This is a genomic window from Xanthomonas sp. AC360, assembly GCF_979258225.1.
The window spans coordinates 179,344-202,596 of sequence record NZ_OZ409846.1 but is presented as its reverse complement, the minus strand read 5'-3'; the positions used below and the strand labels follow the sequence as shown (position 1 = coordinate 202,596).

Sequence of the window (23,253 nt, the reverse complement as noted above, 5' to 3'; positions counted from 1 at the left end):
GCGCTTTGACGGCACGGGATTCACGATGATCCGAAGCATGACCGCGTTTGCTGGCGGCGAACGCATCACGCCCTGGGGCACGCTTGGTTGCGAGCTGCGCTCGGTCAACCACCGCTTTCTGGAAGTGGGCGTGCGCCTGCCCGAAGAATTGCGTGCACTGGAGCCGCTGCTGCGCGAACGCGTGGCAGCCAAGAACAGCCGCGGCAAGCTGGACCTGACGCTGCGCTTGCGCGCGCCGGATAACGCACAGACGCTGGCGGTCAACGAATCGCTGCTGCAGGAACTGGGTGCGCTGGCCACGCGGCTGGACGGGCTGTTTCCCAAGTTGCAGGTGGGCTTTACCGATCTGCTGCAGCTGCCCGGCGTGTTGCAGGTGCAGGACGTGGATGCGCCCGCGCTGCAGGCCCAGGCGCTGGCCTTGCTCGACGAAGTGGTCGACAGTTTTGTGGTTGCGCGCGAGCGCGAAGGCGGCAAGCTGGCCGAGGCGATCAGCGAGCGTGTGGATGCGATCGAACGCATCGCCGCCGAGGTGCGCATCTTGATCCCGGCAATCCGCGAGGGTCAGCGCGCCAAGCTGGCTGCACGCCTGGCCGATCTGCCGCATCCGGTGGACCCGGGCCGCGCCGAGCAGGAACTGGTGCTGTGGCTGCAGAAGCTCGATGTGGACGAGGAACTGGACCGTCTGTCCAGCCACATTTCCGAAATCCGCCGCGTGCTCAAGCAGCGCGAACCGGTCGGCCGCCGGCTGGACTTTCTGCTGCAGGAGTTCAACCGCGAAGCCAATACGCTGGGCTCCAAGTCGGTGGACAGCCGCACCTCCAACGCCGCGGTGGATCTGAAGGTGCTGATCGACCAGATCCGCGAGCAGGTGCAGAACATCGAATAGCCGTGAATAGGCAATCGGGAATGGGGAATCGTCAAAGCAGGTACGATTCCCCACGGCCTGCTTGCTCCGCGCGGTGCCCCATTCCCTATTCTCGACTCCCTATTCCCTAAAATGCGCGGCACCCTCTATATCGTTGCGGCCCCCTCGGGCGCCGGCAAGAGCAGCATCGTCAACGCCACCTTGGCGCGCGACCCGAAGATCGCGTTGTCGATCTCGTTCACCTCGCGCGCGCCGCGGCCGGGCGAGCGGCATGCCGAGCACTACCATTTTGTGTCGGCAGACGAGTTCCAGGGCATGATCGAAGCGGGCGACTTTTTCGAATATGCGCGGGTGCATGGCGACTGGAAGGGCACCGCACGGCAGTCGGTGGAGCCGCAGTTGGCCGCCGGCCACGATGTGCTGCTGGAGATCGATTGGCAGGGCGCACGCCAGGTCCGCCAGAAAGTGCCCGATGCGGTGAGCGTGTTCATCCTGCCGCCGTCGCGCCAGGCGCTGGACGAGCGCATGCGCAAGCGCGGGCAGGACAGCGAAGACGTGATGGCGCAGCGGTTGGCCGCCGCACGCGAAGAAATGCTGCATTTCGAAGAGTTCGATTACGTAATAATCAACGAGACCTTCGACACCGCGGTCTCGGAGATGTGCGCCATCTTCACCGCCAGCCGGCTGCGTCGGCAGGCGCAGCAGCAGCGGCATGCCGGCCTCATCCAGGCATTGCTGGACTGAGCCCGCCGGGTGGGCGCTTGCACGCGCGTGATGCACGCTGCCCGCAGCAGTTGCTCCGACGCCAAGCGCGGCAGGTCGACGACCGGCATGCGTGCAGGTGTGAATGACCTGGGATGGCGGCTGAGCGGCCGGACCTGCAGGGGTGTTCTGCGCACCGGGGCTCCGGTGCGGTTTGGTCGATGTGGTCCAAGTGGCTGATTCCAAAGCAAACTGAATGGCCGCCGGTTGCCCGCCCAGCGACGCCGGCGTACACTCCGCCCCCTTTCCCTCATTCGATGCGCGGCCGTTGCTGGTCGCCGGGAGCCCGCATGGCCCGCATTACCGTAGAAGATTGCCTGGAAGTCGTGAACAACCGTTTCGAGCTGGTCATGATGGCCTCCAAGCGCGCCCGTCAGCTCGCCAACGGCGTGCAGCCGTTGATCGAAAACGCAGACGCCAGCGACAAGCCCACCGTGATGGCGCTGCGCGAGATCGCTGCCCGCCGGATCGACAACGCCCTGATCGATGAAGTCGAGAAGGCCGAACGCGAGCGTGCCGAGCGCGAAGCGCTGGAATGGGCCGCCGCCGAAGTGGTCGCCGACGAAGACATGTCGAAGAACGACGACTGATCGTCACCCGCCACTGCGGTGGCCGATGATGTCCAGACAGCCCGCCTTGTGCGGGCTGTTTGCGTTTTGAGGCCTGTAGCGCGATCAGCAGAATCACGGCGCTTCGATGACGCGTGTCTGGCCGTCATGCGCTGCATCGCCGTGTGCCATGCATGCCCTCCGGTTCCCGCGCATCGCATGCGCTGCCCGACGGCTGCTCGCCGCAGTGCGTCGGCAGTTTTCATCGACGTCGATGCGCTGCATACGCTTACTGATTGCGTGACGCGTGCTTCAGGCGTCGTCGTCCGGCAGCGGCGCCATCCCAGCAGCGCAGCTATCGGTCCAGTGCGCTCAATCGGCGCGCTGGTCGTCATGCCTTCGCCCACCGCTGCACGCTTCGCCGATCACGCGACGCACGCGTCAGGAGTTGTCTGCCAACACCTGCGCTATCTCGCGTCGCGGGCGATGGTGCAGCGCCCCCGGTCGGCGCGCCGGTGGGCATGCCTGCATCAACTGCCGGCAGGCGCTGGTGGATCGCGCGTCGCAGGTATCAGTCGTCGTCCGCCGGCAGCTGCGCCATCTCATGGCGCAGGCTTCGGTCCAGCGCCTGCATGGCCTGGTACCCGCGTCGCTTTGCGGCATGCAGGTGCGCGATATGCACCGGCGTCGCTGTGGTGCTCGCGCCCAGGCCGCTCATCGCCGACATCGCTGCCGGCAGATCGGTAAAGCCGCCGCTGGCCACCGCGGCCAGCATTGCGCTGCCCAGCAGCACCGGTTCGGCGGTGGCCGCGATCTGCACCGGCACGCCGCAGGCATCGGCCATCAACTGGCGGACCAGGCGGCTGTGGCTGGCGCCGCCACTCATGATCACGCTGTCGAACCTCACCCCCTGCGCGCGCAGCGCATCGATGATGTCGGCCAGCCCGTAGCCCAGGCCGCAGACGCCGGCCACGTACAGCGCTTCCAGACCTTGCAGATCGTGGTCGATGGTCAGCCCGGCGATCATGGCGCGAGCGTTGGGGTCGGCATCGGGCGAGCGGTTGCCCAGATAGTCCGGCAGCACATGCAGCCCGCGCGCCAGTACGGCGGCCTGGGACGCGCTGCCGACGCGCGCCAGCACGCGTTCTTCCAGCCACTGCAGCACATCCTGGCCTGCCGCGGTGGCCTGTGCGTTGGCGTCGGCATAGTCCGGATGCGAGCGCACCAGGGTGTCGATTGCCACGCCCGCCGCAGATTGGCCGCCCTCGTTGAGCCATAGCCCCGGGACCAGTGCGGAGCCGTAAGGCCCCCAGACGCCCGGCGTGAAGCAGGGCGTCTGGGTGCTGGCCAGCACGCAGGCCGAGGTGCCGAAGATATAGGCCAGCCGCGCGGTGAGCGGCATTGGCTGGCCATCTGCGGACGGGCTGGCAAGCGTACCGATGGCACCGGCATGCGCGTCGATCAACGCCGCGCCTACCGCGATGCCGGCACGCAAGCCCAATTCGTCGGCAGCCTGCGCCGAAAGCCCCTCGCCCAGCGCCGTGCCGGGCGGCACCACCTCGCTGCCGATCCGCGCGGCCGCATCGTCCAGCAGGTCGGCCAGGCCGATGCGTTCGAAGTAACGTCGGCTCCAGCCGCCTTCGTGCTGCACGTAGGTCCACTTGCAGGTCACCGTGCAGAGCGAGCGTGCGGTGCTACCGGTGGCACGCCAGCTCAGCCAGTCGGCCAGGTCGAAGAAATGCGCCGCGCGTGCGTAGCTGTCGGGCAGGTGCTGCTTGAGCCATAGCAGCTTGGGGGTCTGCATTTCCGGCGAGATCTGCCCGCCGACATAGCGCAGCACCGGCTCGTCGGTGGCGTTGATGTGCGCGGCCTGGGCGATGGCGCGGTGGTCCATCCACACGATCACATCGCGGTCGGCCTGGCCGCTGGGGCTGATGCACACCGGCCTGCCATCGGCGGCCACCGCCACCAGCGAGCAGGTGGCATCGAAGCCGATGCCCGCCACCCGCGCGACGTCCACGCCGGTGTGTGCCAGCGCGGCGCGGATCGCCTGCACGCAGGCCTGCCAGATGTCTGCGGAAGATTGCTCGACCATCTCGCCGGGCAGGTACCAGGTCTGGATGGCATGGCGCGCAGTGCCGAGCAACTGGCCGCGCGCGTCGAACAGCCCGGCGCGGGCGCTGCCGGTGCCCACGTCCACGCCGATATAGATCGCCTCGTTGGTCGGTTGCATGGCTTACCAGCAGGTATAGCCGCCGTCGGCCAGCACGATACTGCCGGTCATCAGGCTGGCGGCGGGGGAGGCCAAAAACAGCGCCACCGAGGCGATTTCTTCCACTTCGCCCAGCCGTCCCATCGGCGTGCCGCCGATCCAGGCGTCGTACATCGCCGGGTCTTCCTTGACGAAGGCATTGAGTGGCGTGGCGATATAGGTCGGCGCGACGGCATTGACGCGCACGCCGCGTGCGCCCCATTCGGCGGCCAGCGATTTGGTCAGGTGATGCACCGCCGCCTTGGAGGCGTTGTAGTAGGCCTGCGCCTGCGGTTTGTTGACGATGAAGCCGGACATCGAGCCGACGTTGACGATCACGCCATCGCCACTTTGCAGCATGTGCTTGCCGAACGCGCGGCAGCACCAGAACGTGCCATTGAGGTTGACGTCGATGACGTTGAGCCAGTGCTCGTCGGTGACCGTTTCGGCCGGGGTCTGGCTACGGGCGATACCGGCGTTGTTGACCAGGATGTCGACCTTGCCGAACTGCGCGTTCAATGTATCGGCAACGCTGGTGACGCGTGCCGAATCGGTGACGTCCATCTGCACGAACTCTGCATCCAGGCCCTTGCTGCGCAGGGTGGCCAGGCCTTGCTCGGCCACAGCGCCATCGTGATCGGCAATGACCACCTTGGCGCCGGCTTCGGCCAGCGCTTCGCAAATCGCCAGGCCGATCGCGCGGCCGCCGCCGGTGACGACCGCCACGCGGCCATCGAGTTTGAACTTGTCCAGATACATCGGCATGTCTCCTGCTGGTCTTGATCGTGGGGGAGGAACGAAAACGGGGAGGAACGAGGGGGAGTGAGGTTTGGGAGGGAGCGCGCGCTCAGCGCATCGCTTGTTGCTGCGCGTCGAAGCGGTGCAGGTGCTCTGGGTCCGGAATCAGGGTCACCGTTTCACCGACGTGCACACGCAGATCGCCGGTGCAACGCGCATCGACCGTGCCTACGCCGGGGATCTCCACGTACACGAAGGTGTCGCTGCCCAGATGCTCGGCCTGGATCACGCTGCCTTGCCAGGCATCGCCGGTGCCAGTTGCGGGGCTGCCGCGCTGCACGGCGATGTGCTCCGGGCGCACCCCGAGCGTGACCGCACCATGGCGCGCGGCTACCTCGCCCTGCAGCAGATTCATGCGCGGCGAGCCGATGAAGCCGGCCACGAATACATTGGCAGGGCGCTCGTACAACTCCAGCGGCGTGCCGACCTGTTCGATACGTCCGGCCTGCAGCACCACGATCTCGTCGGCCATGGTCATCGCTTCGACCTGGTCGTGGGTGACATACACCGCGGTGGTCTTGAGCTGCTTCTGCAGGCGGGTGACTTCCAGGCGCATCTGCACGCGCAAGGCCGCGTCCAGATTGGAGAGCGGCTCGTCGAACAGAAAGCCCTTTGGCTCGCGCACGATGGCGCGGCCGATCGCCACGCGCTGGCGCTGGCCGCCGGACAACTGCCCGGGCTTGCGGTCGAGATAATCGGTGAGGTTGAGCACCGTGGCGGCCTGCGCCACGCGCCGCTCGATCTCGGCACTGGGCACGCGCGCCATCTTCAGGCCGAAGGCGATGTTCTTGCGCACGCTCATGTGCGGATACAGCGCATACGACTGAAACACCATCGACAAGCCACGCTTGGCCGGCGCCAGGCCGGTCACGTCCTGGCCGTCGATGAGGATGCGCCCGCCGCTCACATCTTCCAGCCCGGCGATCAAGCGCAATAGCGTGGTCTTGCCGCAGCCGGAGGGGCCGACGAACACCACGAACTTGCCGTCGTCGATCTCCAGATCCGCACCGTGGATGACCTGTGTGTCGTCGAAGGATTTGCTGACACCTTGCAGTGTGATGCGTCCCATGAACCACCTATCAAAGTTGAGTGAGCTACTTCACTGCGCCGAAGGTGAGCCCGCGCACGAGCTGCTTCTGGCAGAACCAGCCCAGCACCAGAATCGGCGCGATGGCCATCGTCGAGGCGGCCGACAACTTGGCCCAGAACAGGCCTTCCGGGCTCGAATACGAGGCAATGAACGCGGTCAACGGCGAGGCCTGCGAGGAGGACAGATTCAAGGACCAGAACGCCTCGTTCCAGGCCAGGATCACGTTGAGCAGCAGCGAAGACGCAATGCCGGGAACCGCCATCGGCGCCAGGATGTAGAGGATTTCCTTGCCGATGGTGGCGCCATCCATGCGCGCCGCTTCCAGGATGTCCTTGGGGATGTCCTTGAAGTAGTTGAACAGCATCCAGACCATGATCGGCAGGTTGCTCAGGCACAGCACGATGATCAGGCCCAGTTGCGTATCCAGCAGCCCGGAATCGCGGTACAGCAGATAGATCGGCACCAGCACGCCCACCGGCGGCAGCATCTTGGTGGATAGCATCCACAGCAGAATCCCGCGTGTGCGCTTGGTGGGCGAGAACGCCATCGACCACGCGGCAGGGATGGCGATGACCAGCGCGATCAGGGTGGATCCCAGCGAGACCGCCACCGAATTCCAGGCATGCGCGAAGTAGTCGCTGCGTCCCTGCACGGCGACGTAGTTTTCCAGCGTCCAATGGAAGAACACGAAGCTGGGCGGGCTGGAAAACGCATCGACCTCGGTCTTGAAGCTGGTCAGCAGCATCCACAGGATCGGGAAGAAGATCACGCCGCCGACCACCCATGCGGCAACCGTGGTGACGAGGATTTGCAGCGTTGAGGTACGACGTGCCATCTCAGGTCTCCAGGTTCTTGCCGACGATGCGCACCAGGAAGATGGCCGCGATATTGGCCAGCACCACGGCGATCAATCCGCCTGCCGATGCGGCGCCCACGTCGTACTGCAGCAGTGCCTGCGAATAGATCAGGTACGCCAGATTGGTGGTTTGCAGTCCGGGCCCGCCGCCGGTGGTGACGTAGATCTCCACGAACACGGTGAGCAGGAAGATGGTTTCGATCAGCACCACGATGGTCAGCGGGCGTGCCAGATGCGGCAGGGTCAGATGGAAGAAGCGGTCGAACGCACCGGCGCCATCCATCAGCGCGGCTTCCTGTTGTTCTTCATCCAGCGACTGCAGTGCTGTCAGCAGGATCAGCACCGCAAACGGCAACCATTGCCAGGCCACGATGACAATGATGGAGAACATCGGGTACTGGGTGAACCAGTCGATCGGGGTCAGGCCAACGCTTTGCCATAGCCATGCCAGCAACCCGGACACCGGATGCATCAGCAGGTTCTTCCAGATCAGCGCGCTCACCGTCGGCATCACGAAAAACGGCGCGATCAGCATCAAGCGCACGATGCGGCGTCCCACGAACACCTGGTCCAGCAGCAGCGCGATCAGCACGCCGAAGACGGCCGTGATCGCCAGTACCGAGCCGACCAGCAACAAGGTATTGCCCAGCGAAGAGAGAAACGCCGGGTTGCTCAGGAAGTAGCGGTAATTGCCCAGCCCGACAAAGGTCTGTTCCGGGTTGAGCAGGTTGTAGTTCAACGTGGAAAACCACACCGTCATCGCCAGCGGCACGATCATCCAGGCCAGCAACAGCACGATCGACGGGGCGATCAGGAACCGTGCGAGTTTTTGCGTTTGATGGGTGGCCATCGGCAAGGTCCAGGGTGGAGGCAGGCAGCGCGCCTGCAGTGCATGGCAGCGGCCGGATGCGTCGACGCCGGGATAGGCGTCGAACGCACGGCCGGGTGGGCGTTAGAAATTCAGGCTGACCTGCAGGCCGACAATGGTGGCGTTGTCGCCATCCAGTCCACCCGGATGACGGATGTACTGCACGCTGGGCATGACTTCGATCCCGCGGCTGACGGCGATGTTGTAATTGAGCTCGATGGGGTATTCGTAGCGCTGCACACCAATGGCCGCTGTGCCCGCAGGCAAGCGCTGGTTGTAGCGGGTTTGCGCCGCACGCAAACGGTCGCTGAGCGCATTGCGGCCGACGGCCACGCCGATGCGGTCGTTCGGTCGCGCAGCGGAAAGTCCTTTCCAGAATCCGCCGATCGCCAGCACCTGGCCCACGGTGCTGACCTCGTCGTCGGCGTCGATGACGCTTGCGAACAGCCGCAAGCCGCCCCCGGCGCCATTGCTGGTGACCTGTTGTTCGAAATTGGCGTAGAACGCGCGATCAGTGTCCTGCAGCGCGGCCAGATCGGTGCCGAGGCTGGTCGGCACGCCCGAGCGGGTGTAGACGCGCAGTTGATCGTTGCTGTTGCGGGTCGCACCGATGCGGTAGTCGCCATCGATGCCATTGCCGTAGTCGGGCTTGTACTCCACTTCGGCCACCAGCATGGTGCCGTGGTCGTCGCCGGAGGTGCCGAGCTTCAAGCCTTGGTCGGTGGATCGGTTTTGCGGGTTGGCATCGTAGCCGCCCACGCGGAAAAACCAGCGTTTGTCCGGGCTGAAAGTGACCACGCCGCCCCAGGCGCTGAGCGGGTCGCCATACCAGTTGTTGCTGATGTAGTTGGACGAGCCGCCGCTGCAGAAGGTCAGGTGCTGGTAGTTGCAGTTGAGCGCGAAGAAATCGGCGCTGGGATACAGGCGGCCGGCTTTCAGCGTCAGTTTGTCGTCGAGCAGGCGCTGGGTCAGCGAGAACTGGGTCAGGCGCGTCACATCGCCGCGTCCAAAAATCTGCTGTGATTGCAACAGAGTGGGGATGCCGGCGGTGTTGTTGATCAACTCGCCGTTGCGATTGGTGATCTCCAGTTTGAAATCGGCGCCGGACCAGCCCCACAGCCGTTCCAGATCGAAGTACCCGCCCAGGAAGAATTGGTCGGCATAGGCGGTGCGCTCGCGGAGTCCGCCGGAGGTGTTGTGGGCGGTCTGGCTGAAGTGCGCCAGTTTGAACTGGATACCGTCATCGGCCAGCTTGCTGCGCAGGCCGCCCCAGTCGCCGCCGATGTGTTTGTCCGGATCGAATGCCTGGGCGCTGGCCTGTGTGCAGGCCAGGCTAGCGAGCAACATCGTCAGCGCAGGTGTGGTGTGCCTGATCTTCATCGATTGCCTCGTGGGAAGGTGCGGCGCCGTAACGCCGGAGCATGGCTGTGGCCAGGGGCGGGCCGGGCAGGGTGCCCGGCCCAACGGACCTGTACTTGGAGCAGCTGATAAAACGTAGCGAGCGCTGCGCTTAGCGCTTGGGGTAGCCGGCCCGCTGCATCTCTCGCTCGGTGGCGGCTTGCGCGTTCTTCAATGCCTCATCCACGCTGATCGAGCCGGTGAGCGCCGCGGAAAACTGTTGGCCCACCGTGGTGCCGATCGACTGGAACTCGGGGATGGCCGCGTACTGCACGCCGACGTAAGGCACCGGCTTGACCGTGGGGTGATGGGTATCGGCGCCCTGGATGGCGGCCAGCGTCTGCTTGGCGAAGGGGGCGGCCTTGAGATACTCGGCCGTGGCGTACAGCGACTGGCGCGTGCCCGGCGGGACATTGCCCCAGCCTTCCTTGCCGGCCACCAGTTCGGTGTAGTGCTTGCTAGTGGCCCAGGCGATGAATGCCTGCGCCTTGTCGGCCTTTTTCGAACTTGCCGGGATAGCCAGATTCCAGGCCCATAGCCAGCCGGTGGTCTTGCCCTTGCCGGCATCCGGCGCCGCGGCAAAACCGACCTTGTCCGACACCTTGGATTCGCTCGGGTTGCTGATGAACGATGCGGCCACCGTGGCATCGACCCACATCGCGCACTTGCCTGCAGTGAACAGCGCAAGGTTCTCATTGAAGCCATTGGACGCGGCACCCGGCGGGCCGGCGTCTTTCATGACATCTACATAGGTCTGCAGTGCGGCCTTCCATTCCGGCTGGTCGAACTGCGGTTTCCATTGTTCGTCGAACCAGCGCGCACCGAAGGCATTGCCCATCGAACTGATCAAGGCCATGTTCTCGCCCCAGCCGGCCTTGCCGCGCAGGCAGATGCCGTAGATGCCGGCCTGCTTGTCGGTCATCTTGCGGGCGGCCTCGGCCACGAAGCTCCACGAAGGCTGCGCCGGCATGCTCAGGCCGGCCTTTTGCAGCAGGTCGGTGCGGTACATCAGCATCGAGCCTTCGGCGTAGAACGGCGCTGCATACAGCTGCCCCTTGTGACTGACCGCATCGCGGATCTGCGGGATCAGATCGTCCACCTGATAGTCGGCATCGAACGTCAGCGGCTTGAGCCAGCCGCGCTCGGCCCAGATCGGCACCTCGTAGGTGCCGATGGTCAGCACATCGAACTGGCCGCCCTTGGTCGCGATGTCTGTGGTGACGCGCTGGCGCAGCACGTTCTCTTCCAGGGTGACCCACTCGAGCTTGATCTGCGGATGGGTGGCGGTGAAATCCGAGGTCAGCTTCTGCATGCGGATCATGTCGCCGTTGTTGACGGTGGCGATGACCAGGGTGTCCTGCTTGGACGCAGCGTCGCTGTTGTTCGCGCCTCCGCCGCATGCCGCCAGTGATGCGCTCAGTGCCGCGCAGATCAGGGTCTTGATCGAAGTGTTCATACCGGTGCCTCAGCTTGAGGTTGGTTGAGCAAATGCCCGTGTGATGCGCATATGCCCACGACGTCGCCACGCTGTAAAGCACTTTCGATCTTGCAGCGCAGCATCGCGGCGCACGCCAAGGCGCCCGCGCATGCCGGGAAATTTCAGCAATGAACTGCCATTACGCCCGCTGCGATGCGCTCCGCTCAGCTGGCGAGCAAGGCCTTGGCGGTGTGCTCGTCGGTGATCAGACCGTTGAGGATGCGGCCCTTCAGCGCGGCCTTGATCGGGCCCACCTTGGCGTTGCCCACGGCCACGCCGATCGACAGGCTGGTGGCCGGCACCGGATGCGGCACGCTGGTCAAGCGCAGGTTGGTGCCTGCATCGATGATGTCGCCGGCTGCGGTGAGCGCCCAGCCGATCACTTCGCCCACCGCGCCCAGCCGGATCAGGTCCAGCAGTTCGTTGCGGCTGATGAAGCCGTCCACATGCAGCGGCGCGGTCTGATCGAGCTGACCAACACCGACCAGGCGCAGATCGGCCTTTGCGGCGATCGCGCGGACCCGGCGCACCGCTTCGATCCCCAGCAGCGTTTCGCGTTCTTCTTGCGAGGACAGAAACACCGGCAGCGGCATCGGGTAGTGCTGCGCGCCGGTCAGATCGGCCAGGCGGGCCACTGCATCGAACGGACTGGCCGAGCCATCCGGGGAAATGTTGCCGACCAGCGAAACCAGCTGATGATTGCGCGTCTGCATCGCAGGAATGCGCTCCACCGCCGCGCGCATGGCACGGCCGGTGCCGATGCCGATGATGCTCGGGCTATCGCTGCGCAAGGTGGATTCCAGCAGCGCAGCAGCGCGTTCGGCGACGCCGGTGACCAGGTGCGGGTCGGCCGGATCGGTGGGCGCGACCTCGCAATAGCGCATGCCAAAGCGGTCCTGCAACTGCGCGGCCAGATCCATGCAGGCGGCGATCGGATGTTCCAGCCGGAAGGTGATCAACCGCTGGCTCAGGCACAACGACACCAGACGCTGCGCGGTGGCGCGCGAGACCTTGAGCTTGCGCGCGATCTCGTCCTGGGTGTTGCCGGCGATGTAGTACAGCCAGCCCGCTCTGGCTGCGGCATCGAGTCGGCTGGTGTCGTTATCGGGGTTGGCCATCGTCACATCTGTCTGCGTGGAAGTCTCAGCCTAACGTAGTGCCCAGGCGCTTGGTGCCGATGGCGCCCAGTGCGGTGGCGATGGCCGGCATGTCTGCAAACACCTGTGATGCGCCTGCGGCAGCGAGCCGCGCGGCCGCCGCAGCGCTTGCGCGGTGATGGCCGCCGCCGGTGAACCCCCACACCTGCATCCCGGCCGCGCATGCGGCTTGCACGCCGCTGGGACTGTCTTCGAGCACCAGGCAGGCCGCGGGTGCCACCTGCATGCGGTCGGCGGCGAGCAGGAACAGGTCCGGCGCAGGCTTGCCGCGGGCGACCAGCTCGGCGGTGTAGATGTGCGCACCGACATGTTCCGCCAGGCCGGTGACCTGCAGGCACAGGCGCACTCGCTGCAGATGGCTGGACGAGGCCACGCACCGCGGTGTCTGCACTGCATCCAGCAGAGCGGCCACGCCCGGGATCGGCTGCAATTCGGTGCCAAAGCGGGCCAGCAACGCGGTATTGAGGTCGCGCTCGAAGGTGTCCGGCAGCGTGCGCCCCAGCGTCTGCACATGCGCGCGCACGCTGCCCAGGCTGCGCCCGAGGAAGTGCTGCTGGACCCCGTCGATGTCGATGTCCACGCCGTGTTGTTGCAGTGCCTGGGCCAATACCGCGCACGCCAACGGCTCGCTGTCGACCAGCACGCCGTCGCAGTCGAAGATCAGCAGGTCGGGCGGAGCGTGCATGAGTAAGGTCCCTGGACTAACGCGGGCCCGAGTGTAGCAGTCGGGCAAATATCACCTCGCTGGGCAAAGTTGCAGATAGCGCATCTGTGGCCGCCGCGGCTGGCGTGAAGCGGCCGCACAGCGACCGATCGCCGGCCGCCGGCGCGTGCGGCACGCATGCCGCGTTGCCGCAAACCGGCCACTGGCATAGTCTTCGCGCATGAACCCAGGCCCCACTGCCCAGGCGACCGTGGCGACGTCCCCGTCTTCCGACCCGGCTATCCCCGACTACGTCCTGCACCTCGAACGCGCTGCCAGCTACCTTCCCAAGGAGCAGCTGCCGATCCTGCGCCGTGCCTGGGAAGTCGGCGCCATGGCGCATGCCGGCCAGACCCGCAAGTCCGGCGAGCCCTACATCACCCATCCGGTGGCGGTGGCCGGCGTGCTTGCCGAGCTGGGCCTGGACATGGAATCGCTGATCGCCGCGATCCTGCACGACACCATCGAAGACACGCCGCTGACGCGCGAAGAACTGGCGTCCGAATTCGGCGAAGCGGTGGCCGAGCTGGTCGATGGCGTCACCAAGCTGGACAAGCTCAAGTTCCGCGACCGCCAGGAAGCGGCGGCGGAAAGCTTCCGCAAGATGTTGCTGGCGATGTCGCGCGATCTGCGCGTGATCATGATCAAGCTGGCCGACCGCCTGCACAACATGCGTACGCTCGGCGCGCAGAGCACCGAGGCACGCGGCCGCATCGCGCGCGAAACCCTGGAAATCTACGCACCCATCGCCCAGCGCCTGGGCATGAGCCTGATCAAGTCCGAGTTGCAGAACCTGGGCTTCCGCGCGCTGTATCCGTGGCGTCACGCCATCATCGAAAAACATATCCGCAGCCAGCCGGTGGTGCGGCGCGAATCGATGGCGCAGGTGGAAGTGCAGCTGTCACAGCGGTTGGCCAAGGAAGGGCTGGAACACCGGCTGGTCAGCCGCATCAAGACGCCCTGGAGCATCTATTCCAAGATGCACGAAGAGAACAAATCCTTCGACCAGGTGATGGACGTGTTCGGCTTCCGGCTGGTGGTACGCACCGTGGCCGATTGCTATCACGCGCTCGGCGCGGTGCATGCCACCTTCAAGCCGCTGGACGGGCGCTTCCGCGATTTCATCGCGATTCCCAAGGCCAACGGCTATCAGTCACTGCACACGGTGCTGTTCGGTCCCTACGGCTCGCCGATCGAGGTGCAGATCCGGACCGAAGAAATGGACCTGATCGCCGAGCGCGGCGTGGCTGCGCACTGGACCTACAAGGTGGGCTCGGCCTCGCCCAATAGTGCGCAGAGCCGCGCGCACGACTGGATTGTGGAGCTGATCGACTCGCAGCGCGCTGCCGGCTCGTCGCTGGAGTTCCTGGACAACGTCAAGGTGGACCTGTTCCCGGACGAGGTCTATCTGTTCACGCCCAAGGGCAAGATCCTGGCGCTGCCGCGCAATTCCACCGCGCTGGACTTCGCCTACGCAGTGCATACCGACGTGGGCAACCGCGCGGTGGCCTCGCGCGTTGACAAGAAGCTGGTGCCCTTGCGCACCAAGCTGGTCAGCGGGCAGGCCGTGGAAATCATCACCGCGCGTTCGGCCACGCCCAAGCCGCAGTGGCTGGAATTTGTGGTCAGCAGCAAGGCGCGTACCGCGATCCGCCACCAGCTCAAGCAGCTCGAACACGAAGATGCCGTGCAGCTGGGCCATCGCATGCTCGATCGCGCGCTCGAAGCGATGGACTCTTCGCTGGAACGCCTGCCCAAGGGCCGGCTGGATGCCTTCCTCAACGAACACCGTTACCCGCGCCTGGAAGCGCTGCTCGCCGACGTCGCATTGGGCAACTGGATGCCCACCCAGGCCGCACAGGCCTTGATGGCGTACGCGGAATTGCGCGGCGGCGGGCACTCCAAGCACTCGCACGAAAAGATTCTGATCGACGGCAGCGAGCGCGGCGTGATCAGTTTCGCCAACTGTTGTCAGCCGATCCCCGGCGACGAAATCATGGGCTACCACACCGCCGGCAAGGGCATCGTGGTGCACCGTCTGGATTGCCCCAACCTGGCCGAGCTGCGCAAATCGCCCGAGCGCTGGGTGCCGATCGATTGGGATTCCAACGTCACCGGCGACTACGACACCGCGCTGGTGGTGGAAGTGGAAAACCGCACCGGCGTGCTGGCGCAGTTGGCCGCAGCGATCGCGCAAAGCAAATCCAATATCGAACGTGTGGACTACCTGGACCGCGACTTCAATGCGGCGGTGCTGCGCTTCAATATCCAGGTGCGCGACCGCCGCCATCTGGCCGAAGTGATGCGCCGGCTGCGGCGCCTGCATGTGGTGCAGAGCGTGGGTCGCCAGTAAGAGCATCTAACAAAAGGCCAGCGCTCACCGCCAGGCGGGCGCGGGCGGTACTCGGTGCGGCATGTACCACGGGTCTGTTCCGGTTCTGAGCGCGCCGTCCACAACCACGTGACGACTGCTCGTTACGTGGTGTTAGCCGCTCTAGATCGGATCGTTGCGTTGGGCAGTGGCTGCGCTGCAGCGGCCGTGTGACAGCTCAAACGCGTTGTCTGGCTCAGGCGATCAGGCGATCAGGCGACGCAGCGCAGGGTTGTCGTTGTCCTGCTTCCACACCAGATGCAATTCCACCGGCGTGGCAGGGGTTTCATCGCGTAGTGGCAGGTACACGATGCCGGCGTAACGCAGGCCGCTGGCGCCTTCGGGCACCAGTGCCATGCCCATGCCGCCGCGCACCAGCGCCAACACAGAGTGGATCTGGCTGACGTACTGCACCGAGCGCGGCGCGATGCCGCGCGCACCGAACAACTGCGCCAGCAGATCGTAGAAATAGCGCGCTTCATCGGGTGCGTAATTGACCAGCGGCTGCCCGTCGAAATCCTGCAGGCGCAGGCTGTCGTGTTGCGCCAGTGGGGAGTCTTCCGGTAGCGCGGCGATCAGCGGTTCGCGTGCCACGCAGCGGCTGTGCAGACCCTGGCGCTGGATCGGTGGGCGCAGCAGGCCGATATCCAGCCGGCCGGCGTCCAGCGCGTCCAGTTGCGCCAGGCTGACCATCTCCTTGAGCTGTAGATCCACATCCGGTGCTTGCCTGCGCCACCGCGCAATCGCCTCGGGCAGGAAGCGGTAACTGGCACCGGCGGTGAAACCCACCGACACGCTGCCGGCATCGCCGGTGCCGATCCGGCGCGCACGCAGCCCGGCATTCTCGGCCATGCGCAAGATTGCGCGCGCTTCGGCCAGCAGGCTGCGGCCAGCCTGGGTCAGCCGCACATGCCGGCTATTGCGCTCCAGCAACGCAGTGCCGACGCTGTGTTCCAGCAGCTGAATCTGCCGGCTGAGCGGCGGCTGGGTCATGTTCAGGCGCTCGGCTGCGCGCCGGAAGTGCAGTTCGTCGGCGACGGCGACAAAGCAACGTAGTTGTTGCAGATCGAACATGGCGGGCGGGCCTCGCATTGCAAAAACACACGAATCGGATGCTGCACCCGCAACATCCCGGCGCGGCCAGCACGAATGAATAGGCGACGCTCGGCCAGAAAGGACGCTGGCGGACGCAACCACCCATAATTACGTCGCGTCGAAAAAGCGTTGCAAAGCAGCCATTTGCGGCGCACTACGTCAGTTTGTGATGCAATTGATTCAACTTGTGTATCAAACAATACGTCCTTTGGTTTGGACCAGCAACGATCTGCGTTTCTAGGATCAACCGCATCCCCCGCCCAGGAGCGTTTGTCCGATGAGCAGCAGATACACCCCGTCCGAAATGGCCCAAGCGCTTGGCGCCGGGCTGTTGTCGTTTCCGGTGACCCATTTCGATGCCGACCTGGCCTTCGACGAACCCGCCTACCGCAGCAACCTGGACTGGCTGTCCTCGCATCCGGCCGCCGGCCTGTTTGCGGCGGGCGGCACCGGCGAGCTGTTTTCGCTGACGCTGGACGAAGTGAACCGCGCCGTGCGCGCAGCCGTCGCCGAGACTGCTGGCCGCATGCCGGTGATCGCCCCGGCCGGCTATGGCACTGCGATTGCGATCGAGATGGCGCAGGCCGCCGAGCGCAACGATGCCGACGGCATCCTGCTGTTTCCGCCGTACCTCACCGAGTGCGATGCCGACGGCGTGGCCGACCATGTCGAGCGCGTCTGCAAGGCGACCAGGCTGGGCGTGATCGTCTACGGCCGCGCCAATGCCAAGCTCGACGATGTAACGCTGGCGCGCGTGGCCGAGCGTTGCCCCAACCTGGTGGGCTACAAGGACGGCATCGGCGATGTGGATCGCATGACCCGCATCTATGCGCGACTGGGCGACCGGCTGTTGTACGTGGGCGGCCTGCCCACCGCCGAAACCTTCGCGCTGCCGTATCTGGAAATGGGCGTGACCACGTATTCGTCGGCCATCTTCAATTTCCTGCCCGAGTGGGCGCTGGCGTTCTATGCGGCGGTGCGCGCGCGCGACCACGCCACCATCTACCGCGAGCTCAACGACTTCGTGTTGCCGTACACGGTGCTGCGCAATCGTCGCGCCGGTTATGCGGTGTCTATCGTCAAGGCCGGCATGCGCGCGGTCGGCCGCCCGGCCGGTCCGGTACGTACGCCATTGGCTGATCTCAATGAAGACGAATTCGCGCAGCTCAAACAACTGATCGGAGGCCGCCGCTGATGCACACCATCAAGGGCGAATCGCTGATCGGGCAGCGCGGCGTGCGCGGCGCCGGGGCGGAATTCCATGCGGTGGATGCGGCCAGCGGCGCGGCATTGCAGCCGGCGTTCGGTTCGGTGGGCGCACAGGATCTGCAGCAGGCCTGCGCGCTGGCGCAGGCGGCGTTCGACACCTATCGCGAAACGCCGCTGGAAGCGCGCGCGGTCTTTCTGGAAACCATCGCCGAGCAAATTCTGGCGTTGGGCGATGCATTGATCGAACGCGCCATGTGCGAAAGCGGCCTGCCGCGCCAGCGTCTGGAAGGCGAGCGCGGACGCACCGTTGGCCAGCTGCGTCTGTTCGCCAACGTGGTGCGCGAAGGCAGCTGGCTGCAGGCCCGCATCGACCCCGCACTGCCGCAACGCACGCCATTGCCGCGCGCGGATCTGCGCCAGCGGCATATCGCACTGGGGCCGGTGGCGGTGTTCGGCGCCAGTAATTTCCCGCTCGCATTCTCGGTGGCCGGTGGCGACACCGCGTCGGCATTGGCGGCCGGTTGCCCGGTGGTGGTCAAGGCGCACAGCGCGCATCCGGGCACGTCGGAATTGGTGGGCCGTGCGATCCAGGCGGCGGTGGCGCAGTGCGGGCTGCCCGAAGGCGTGTTCTCGCTGCTGTTCGACGCCGGCATCGAGATCGGTGCGCACCTGGTGGCCGACGCGCGCATCAAGGCGGTGGGTTTCACCGGCTCGCGCGCTGGCGGCATGGCGTTGGTCAAGATCGCTTCCGCACGCCGCGAGCCGATTCCGGTGTATGCGGAGATGAGTGCGATCAATCCGGTGTATCTGCTGCCGCAGGCGCTACAGGCGCGGGCATCCGATCTGGGCAAAGCGTTCGTCGGCTCGCTGACCTTGGGCGCGGGGCAGTTCTGCACCAACCCCGGTTTGCTGCTGGCGATCGATTCGCCGGCGCTGGATGCGTTTATCGCGTCGGCCACGCAAACGCTGCAAGCGGTGTCGCCGGCAGCAATGCTCACCGCAGGCATTGGCCAGGCCTATGCGCAGGGTGTGCAGCGTCTGGCCGCGCATCCGCAGGTCAGCACGCTGGCACGTGGCGCCGCACCGGAAGCGGGGCGCTGCCCGGCCGCATTGTTCGGCACCGACGCCGATGCATTTCTCGCCGACGAAGCGCTGCAGGCCGAAGTCTTCGGTGCCTCCTCGCTGCTGGTGCGTTGCAAGGACATCGCTCAGCTGCGCGCGTTGAGCGAGCATCTGGAAGGCCAGCTCACCGCCACCTTGCACATGGATGCGGGCGATACCGACCTGGCCGCCGCGTTGCTGCCGGTGCTGGAACGCAAGGCCGGGCGCATCCTGGTCAACGACTGGCCCACCGGTGTGGAGGTCTGCCACGCGATGGTGCATGGCGGCCCGTTCCCGGCCACCTCCGACAGCCGCAGCACCTCGGTGGGCACGCTGGCGATCGATCGCTTCCTGCGCCCGGTCTGCTACCAGGATCTGCCTGCCGCGCTGTTGCCTGCCGCGTTGGCACACGGCAACCCGCTCGGGCTGTGGCGACGCGTCGATGGCGCGCTGGGGCACGACTGACAGCGGCGGCGGCAACGATGCCTGAGGCGTGCCGGAGGAGGGTCCGGTGCGCCATCTGCAGGCGCCACTTGGAGTACCGGAGCGCAGTGCGCTTCCATCGTCATAGGTGAGGAACGATGATGGCTATCGATTCAAAGACAGTCGGTTCAACGACGGTTCCGCGCAGGCGCTACCTGATCTTGCTGATGTTGTTCGTGGTGACCACGATCAACTATGCAGATCGCGCCACCTTGTCCATCGCCGGTTCCGCGGTCCAGGATGCGCTGGGCATCGACGCGCTGCAGATGGGCTTCATTTTTTCTGCGTTCGGTTGGGCGTATGTGGCCGGGCAGATTCCCGGCGGCTGGTTGCTCGATCGCTTCGGCTCGCGGCGCGTGTACGGCCTGTCGCTGCTGATCTGGTCGCTGTTCACCGCCTTGCAGGGCTTTATCGACTGGGTGCCTGTGACCTGGGCGGTCACCACCTTGTTCGTGCTGCGCTTTCTGGTCGGCATTGCCGAAGCGCCGTCCTTTCCGGGCAATAGCCGCATCGTGGCGGCGTGGTTCCCTACCGCCGAGCGTGGCCTGGCCGCGTCGATCTTCAATTCCGCGCAGTACTTCGCCACCGTGGCCTTCGCGCCGCTGATGGGCTGGCTGGTGCACGCCTGGGGCTGGGAACACGTGTTTCTGGTGATGGGTGCGGCGGGCGTGTTGCTGGCGCTGGTGTGGCGCAAGACCATCTATGCCCCGCGCGAACATCCGCGTTTGAGCGCGCAGGAGCTGGACTATATCCAGCGCAACGGCGCGCTGGTGGACATGGAGCAGGGCAACAAGCCCGGTAGCCAGCCCAAGGGCACGCAGTGGCATTACGCCAAACAGCTGTTGTGCAACCGCATGTTGCTGGGTGTGTACATCGGCCAATACTGCATCACCACGCTGACGTACTTCTTTCTGACCTGGTTTCCGGTGTATCTGGTCAAGGAGCGCGGCATGTCGATCCTGGAAGCCGGCTTTGTGGCCTCGTTGCCGGCAGTGTGCGGCTTTATCGGCGGCGTGCTGGGCGGCTATGTGTCCGACCGCATGGTACGGCGTGGCTATTCGCTCACCGTTTCGCGCAAGACGCCGATCGTGGTCGGCATGTTGATGTCGGTGACGATGATCGGCTGCAACTACGTGCAGGCCGAATGGATGGTGGTGGGGCTGATGGCGCTGGCCTTCTTCGGCAAGGGCATCGGCGCACTCGGCTGGGCGGTGGTGGCCGACACCTCGCCCAAGGAAATCGCCGGCCTGTCCGGTGGCCTGTTCAATACCTTCGGCAACATCGCCGGCATCACCACGCCGATCGTGATCGGCTACATCGTGTCCACCACCGGCACCTTCGAATGGGCGCTGGTGTTCGTCGGGCTCAATGCCTTGCTGGCGGTGGTGTCCTATCTGGTGGTGGTGGGCGAAATCAAGCGCGTGGAACTCAAGGCGCCGCCCGGCGGCCCGTCCATGCCCGTGCCCGCACCGCTGTGACCGTCTTCGGAGACTTTCGATGAATATCCACACCGCACCTGCAAGCATCGGCGCCACGCCGCGCATCACCGACATCCGCGTGGTGCCGGTTGCCGGCCAGGACAGCATGCTGCTGAACCTCAGTGGCGCGCACGCCCCGTATTTCACCCGCAATGTGCTGGTGCTGCGCGATTCGTCCGGCCGCACCGGCGTGGGCGAAGTGCCTGGCGGCGCGGCCATCGCCGGCTTGCTGCACGAGGCAGCGCCGCTCATTCGCGACCGCTCCATCGCCGAGTATCAACGCATCCTCAATCAGGTGCGCACCGCGTTTGCCGACCGCGACAGCGCCGGACGTGGTCTGCAGACCTTCGATCTGCGCATCACCATCCACGTGGTGACCGCCATCGAATCGGCGTTGCTGGATCTGCTGGGGCAATTCCTCGATCAACCGGTCGCTGCCCTGCTCGGCGAAGGCCAGCAACGCGACGCGGTGGACGTGCTGGGCTACCTCTTTTTCATTGGCGACCGACGCAAGACCGGGTTCGACTATCGCGACGGCAGCGGTGCCCGCGATGACTGGGAGGCGGTGCGCGACCAGGAAGCCTTGACGCCGGCATCGGTCGTGCGCCTGGCCGAAGCGGCCTACGAAAAATACGGCTTTCGCGACTTCAAGCTCAAAGGCGGTGTATTGCGTGGCGAAGACGAAATCGAGGCCATTGTCGCGTTGCACGAACGTTTTCCGCAGGCGCGCATCACGCTGGACCCCAATGGCGCGTGGTCGCTGGATCAAGCCATTTCCCTGTGCCGCGACATGCACGGCGTGATGGCCTATGCCGAAGACCCGTGCGGTGCGCAGGAGGGGTATTCCGGCCGCGAGATCATGGCCGAGTTCCGTCGCGCCACCGGCTTGCCGACCGCCACCAACATGATCGCCACCGACTGGCGGCAGATGGGCCACGCCATCCAGTTGCAGTCGGTGGATATCCCGCTGGCCGACCCGCATTTCTGGACGTTGCAAGGCTCGGTGCGGGTGGCGCAACTGTGCCGCGACTGGGGCCTGACCTGGGGCTCGCATTCCAACAATCATTTCGATATTTCGCTGGCGATGTTCACCCACGTGGCCGCCGCAGCGCCGGGGCAGGTGACGGCGATCGACACGCACTGGATCTGGCAGGACGGCCAACGCCTGACCCATCACCCGTTGCAGATCGTCGGTGGCCAGATCCAGGTGCCGGCAAAGCCCGGCTTGGGTGTCGAACTCGATATGGATGCGCTGGAAGCGGCGCATCGCACTTACCAACGTCTGAGCCTGGGCGCGCGCGATGATGCTGCCGCGATGCAGGCCTTGATTCCCAACTGGACCTTCGACAACAAGCAGCCGTGCCTGGTGCGCTAACCGTGCGGTGGCTGCAGCCGAATGCACGGCATGCAGCGGCTGCGTCCAAGAGGTCTGGCAGGTGGAGAGCTGGTCGATGAAACATGTAATGGCACTCGGCAGCGCGGCGCTGCTGGCGGTCGGTGCGGGCGGACGTGCGCGTGCGCAGGAACCGGACGCAGGATTCTGGAATGGCGCAACGGCCGAGGTCACCGCGCTCAACTTCTATTACAACCGCGATTTCCGCAGCGGCGAAGGGCAGGGCAAGCGTGCCGAATGGGCGCAGGGCGTCGTGGTCGATGCCAAGAGCGGCTACACGCACGGCCCGATCGGGGTAGGGCTGGATCTGCTCGGCATCGGCGATTTGAAGCTCGATGGCGTGCGCGCCGAAGGCGGCACCGGCCTGCTGCCCAATAACGACGACGGCACCGCGCAACATGCACTGACGCGAGTGGCACCCACGCTCAAACTGCGCGCCTCGCAAACCGAATTGAAGTGGGGCAGCTTCATCCCCAACGAGCCGCTGGTGCGCGCCAGCATCACCCGCATCATGCCGGAGACGTTTCAAGGCGTGACGCTGGAATCCAAGGACGTGCCCAAGCTCGATCTGCTGCTGGCCCGCTTCACCAGCGCCTGGTACCGCGACGGCGATTCGCGTGTGCCGATCACCTTGACCAACAAGAACCGTCGCTTTCTGGGCACGCCGGATTCGGATGCGTTGAATCTGGTCTCGGCTACCTACAGCGCTGCACCCGGCACGCAGCTGCGCTATCAGGGCGCGGTGATGGAAGACATCTACCGGCAGCAGCTCTACAACCTGATCCAGACGCATAAATTCGGCAAGGATCAGTTGCGTGTGGACCTGCGCTATTTCCGCACCGATGACATCGGCCAATCGCGTGCCGGGCCGATCGACAACCGCATGTTCAGCAGCATGCTGTCCTGGCGCACGGGTGGGCAGGAATTCGGCGCCGGCTATCAACGCCTGTCCGGCCCCAGCGCCATGCCCTGGCCGGGCGGCACCGACGGCAATGTCTTCAATTGGACCTTCATCAACGACTTTCTCGAACGCGGCGAGCGCAGCTGGCAGCTGCGTTACAGCATCGATGGCAAGAGCATCGGCATCCCCGGGCTCAGCGTCATGGCGCGCTACATCAGCGGCGACCATGCACAGCCGGCAACCTATGCCGGCGAAGGCCGCGAATGGGCCCGCGATGTCTTGACCACCTATCAATTCCAGAGCGAGCGCTTCAAGCATGTGAGCGTCATCTGGTTCAACGGCACCTTCCGCTCCAATTACCAGCGCAATGTCGATGAAAACCGCTTGATCCTGCAGTACCGCCGTCAGTTCGACAGCCCCGACCGGTAATGCACTCCACCCCACGCTTG

19 protein-coding genes and 1 other RNA gene are annotated in these 23,253 nt (G+C 65.3%); 10 read left to right on the top strand and 10 right to left on the bottom strand.

Translation table 11 applies throughout. The annotated features are described in order from the left end of the window. Window positions 1-25 precede the first annotated feature (25 nt). The 3 genes from ACZZ0O_RS00815 to rpoZ all read left to right on the top strand — a co-directional run bounded on the left by ACZZ0O_RS00815 (window position 26) and on the right by rpoZ (window position 2,217). Window positions 26-886, top strand: coding sequence for a YicC/YloC family endoribonuclease (locus tag ACZZ0O_RS00815; RefSeq protein ID WP_115513780.1), 861 nt, complete (start codon window positions 26-28; stop codon window positions 884-886). Between the two features lie 111 nt (window positions 887-997). After that, window positions 998-1,609: a guanylate kinase gene (gmk, locus tag ACZZ0O_RS00810; protein WP_055848600.1), complete on the top strand. Its 612-nt coding sequence runs from the start codon at window positions 998-1,000 to the stop codon at window positions 1,607-1,609. Window positions 1,610-1,917: 308 nt separating this feature from the next. Then, window positions 1,918-2,217, top strand: a complete 300-nt coding sequence (rpoZ, locus tag ACZZ0O_RS00805; RefSeq protein ID WP_002812428.1) for a DNA-directed RNA polymerase subunit omega — start codon at window positions 1,918-1,920, stop codon at window positions 2,215-2,217. A gap of 529 nt (window positions 2,218-2,746) precedes the next feature. On the opposite strand, the gene ACZZ0O_RS00800 is transcribed toward rpoZ, so the two are convergent. The 9 genes from ACZZ0O_RS00800 to ACZZ0O_RS00760 all read right to left on the bottom strand — a co-directional run bounded on the left by ACZZ0O_RS00800 (window position 2,747) and on the right by ACZZ0O_RS00760 (window position 12,755). Beyond that, window positions 2,747-4,408 carry an FGGY-family carbohydrate kinase gene (locus ACZZ0O_RS00800; RefSeq protein WP_463591957.1) on the bottom strand — a complete coding sequence of 554 codons (1,662 nt, stop codon included), beginning with the start codon at window positions 4,406-4,408 and terminating at the stop codon, window positions 2,747-2,749. A gap of 3 nt (window positions 4,409-4,411) precedes the next feature. Then, on the bottom strand, window positions 4,412-5,191 hold the full coding sequence (locus tag ACZZ0O_RS00795) for an SDR family NAD(P)-dependent oxidoreductase (RefSeq protein WP_202974316.1): 780 nt from the start codon (window positions 5,189-5,191) through the stop codon (window positions 4,412-4,414). A gap of 82 nt (window positions 5,192-5,273) precedes the next feature. Then, window positions 5,274-6,293: an ABC transporter ATP-binding protein gene (locus ACZZ0O_RS00790; RefSeq protein ID WP_463591956.1), complete on the bottom strand. Its 1,020-nt coding sequence runs from the start codon at window positions 6,291-6,293 to the stop codon at window positions 5,274-5,276. Window positions 6,294-6,318: 25 nt separating this feature from the next. Next, complete coding sequence (locus ACZZ0O_RS00785) at window positions 6,319-7,149, bottom strand: carbohydrate ABC transporter permease (protein ID WP_228324605.1); 831 nt, start codon at window positions 7,147-7,149, stop codon at window positions 6,319-6,321. Between the two features lies 1 nt (window position 7,150). After that, complete coding sequence (locus ACZZ0O_RS00780; protein WP_055848611.1) at window positions 7,151-8,020, bottom strand: carbohydrate ABC transporter permease; 870 nt, start codon at window positions 8,018-8,020, stop codon at window positions 7,151-7,153. A gap of 102 nt (window positions 8,021-8,122) precedes the next feature. Beyond that, window positions 8,123-9,418 carry a carbohydrate porin gene (locus ACZZ0O_RS00775; protein WP_463591955.1) on the bottom strand — a complete coding sequence of 432 codons (1,296 nt, stop codon included), beginning with the start codon at window positions 9,416-9,418 and terminating at the stop codon, window positions 8,123-8,125. Window positions 9,419-9,548: 130 nt separating this feature from the next. Continuing rightward, on the bottom strand, window positions 9,549-10,892 hold the full coding sequence (locus ACZZ0O_RS00770) for an ABC transporter substrate-binding protein (protein WP_082473468.1): 1,344 nt from the start codon (window positions 10,890-10,892) through the stop codon (window positions 9,549-9,551). Window positions 10,893-11,077: 185 nt separating this feature from the next. Continuing rightward, a complete protein-coding gene (locus ACZZ0O_RS00765) occupies window positions 11,078-12,031 on the bottom strand; it encodes a sugar-binding transcriptional regulator (protein WP_055848614.1) in 954 nt (317 codons plus the stop codon). Between the two features lie 25 nt (window positions 12,032-12,056). Further along, entirely contained in the window at window positions 12,057-12,755 is a 699-nt protein-coding gene (locus ACZZ0O_RS00760; protein ID WP_463591954.1) for an HAD family hydrolase, read from the bottom strand. A gap of 199 nt (window positions 12,756-12,954) precedes the next feature. On the opposite strand from ACZZ0O_RS00760, the gene ACZZ0O_RS00755 reads away from it, so the two are divergent. Together ACZZ0O_RS00755 and ACZZ0O_RS00750 are read left to right on the top strand one after the other, a co-directional pair. Next, on the top strand, window positions 12,955-15,126 hold the full coding sequence (locus ACZZ0O_RS00755; protein ID WP_055848620.1) for a RelA/SpoT family protein: 2,172 nt from the start codon (window positions 12,955-12,957) through the stop codon (window positions 15,124-15,126). 61 nt (window positions 15,127-15,187) lie between these two features. Then, window positions 15,188-15,264: non-coding RNA, sX9 sRNA (locus ACZZ0O_RS00750), on the top strand. An 84-nt stretch (window positions 15,265-15,348) separates the two neighbouring features. Here the strand turns inward: ACZZ0O_RS00750 and ACZZ0O_RS00745 are convergent. Beyond that, the gene (locus ACZZ0O_RS00745) at window positions 15,349-16,218 is read right to left on the bottom strand and encodes a LysR family transcriptional regulator (protein WP_055848622.1); all 870 of its coding nucleotides are present in this window, start codon (window positions 16,216-16,218) and stop codon (window positions 15,349-15,351) included. A 298-nt stretch (window positions 16,219-16,516) separates the two neighbouring features. Between ACZZ0O_RS00745 and kdgD the strand changes: the two genes are divergently transcribed. The 5 genes from kdgD to ACZZ0O_RS00720 all read left to right on the top strand — a co-directional run bounded on the left by kdgD (window position 16,517) and on the right by ACZZ0O_RS00720 (window position 23,233). Continuing rightward, entirely contained in the window at window positions 16,517-17,434 is a 918-nt protein-coding gene (kdgD, locus tag ACZZ0O_RS00740; protein ID WP_463591953.1) for a 5-dehydro-4-deoxyglucarate dehydratase, read from the top strand. After that, window positions 17,434-19,014, top strand: a complete 1,581-nt coding sequence (locus tag ACZZ0O_RS00735; RefSeq protein ID WP_463591952.1) for an aldehyde dehydrogenase (NADP(+)) — start codon at window positions 17,434-17,436, stop codon at window positions 19,012-19,014. Before kdgD ends, ACZZ0O_RS00735 begins: the two co-directional genes overlap by 1 nt. Window positions 19,015-19,130: 116 nt before the next feature. Beyond that, window positions 19,131-20,510, top strand: coding sequence for an MFS transporter (locus ACZZ0O_RS00730; RefSeq protein WP_115513770.1), 1,380 nt, complete (start codon window positions 19,131-19,133; stop codon window positions 20,508-20,510). A gap of 19 nt (window positions 20,511-20,529) precedes the next feature. Further along, the gene (gene gudD, locus ACZZ0O_RS00725; protein ID WP_463591951.1) at window positions 20,530-21,885 is read left to right on the top strand and encodes a glucarate dehydratase; all 1,356 of its coding nucleotides are present in this window, start codon (window positions 20,530-20,532) and stop codon (window positions 21,883-21,885) included. Window positions 21,886-21,961: 76 nt separating this feature from the next. Next, entirely contained in the window at window positions 21,962-23,233 is a 1,272-nt protein-coding gene (locus tag ACZZ0O_RS00720; RefSeq protein ID WP_463591950.1) for an OprD family porin, read from the top strand. Window positions 23,234-23,253: the final 20 nt, after the last annotated feature.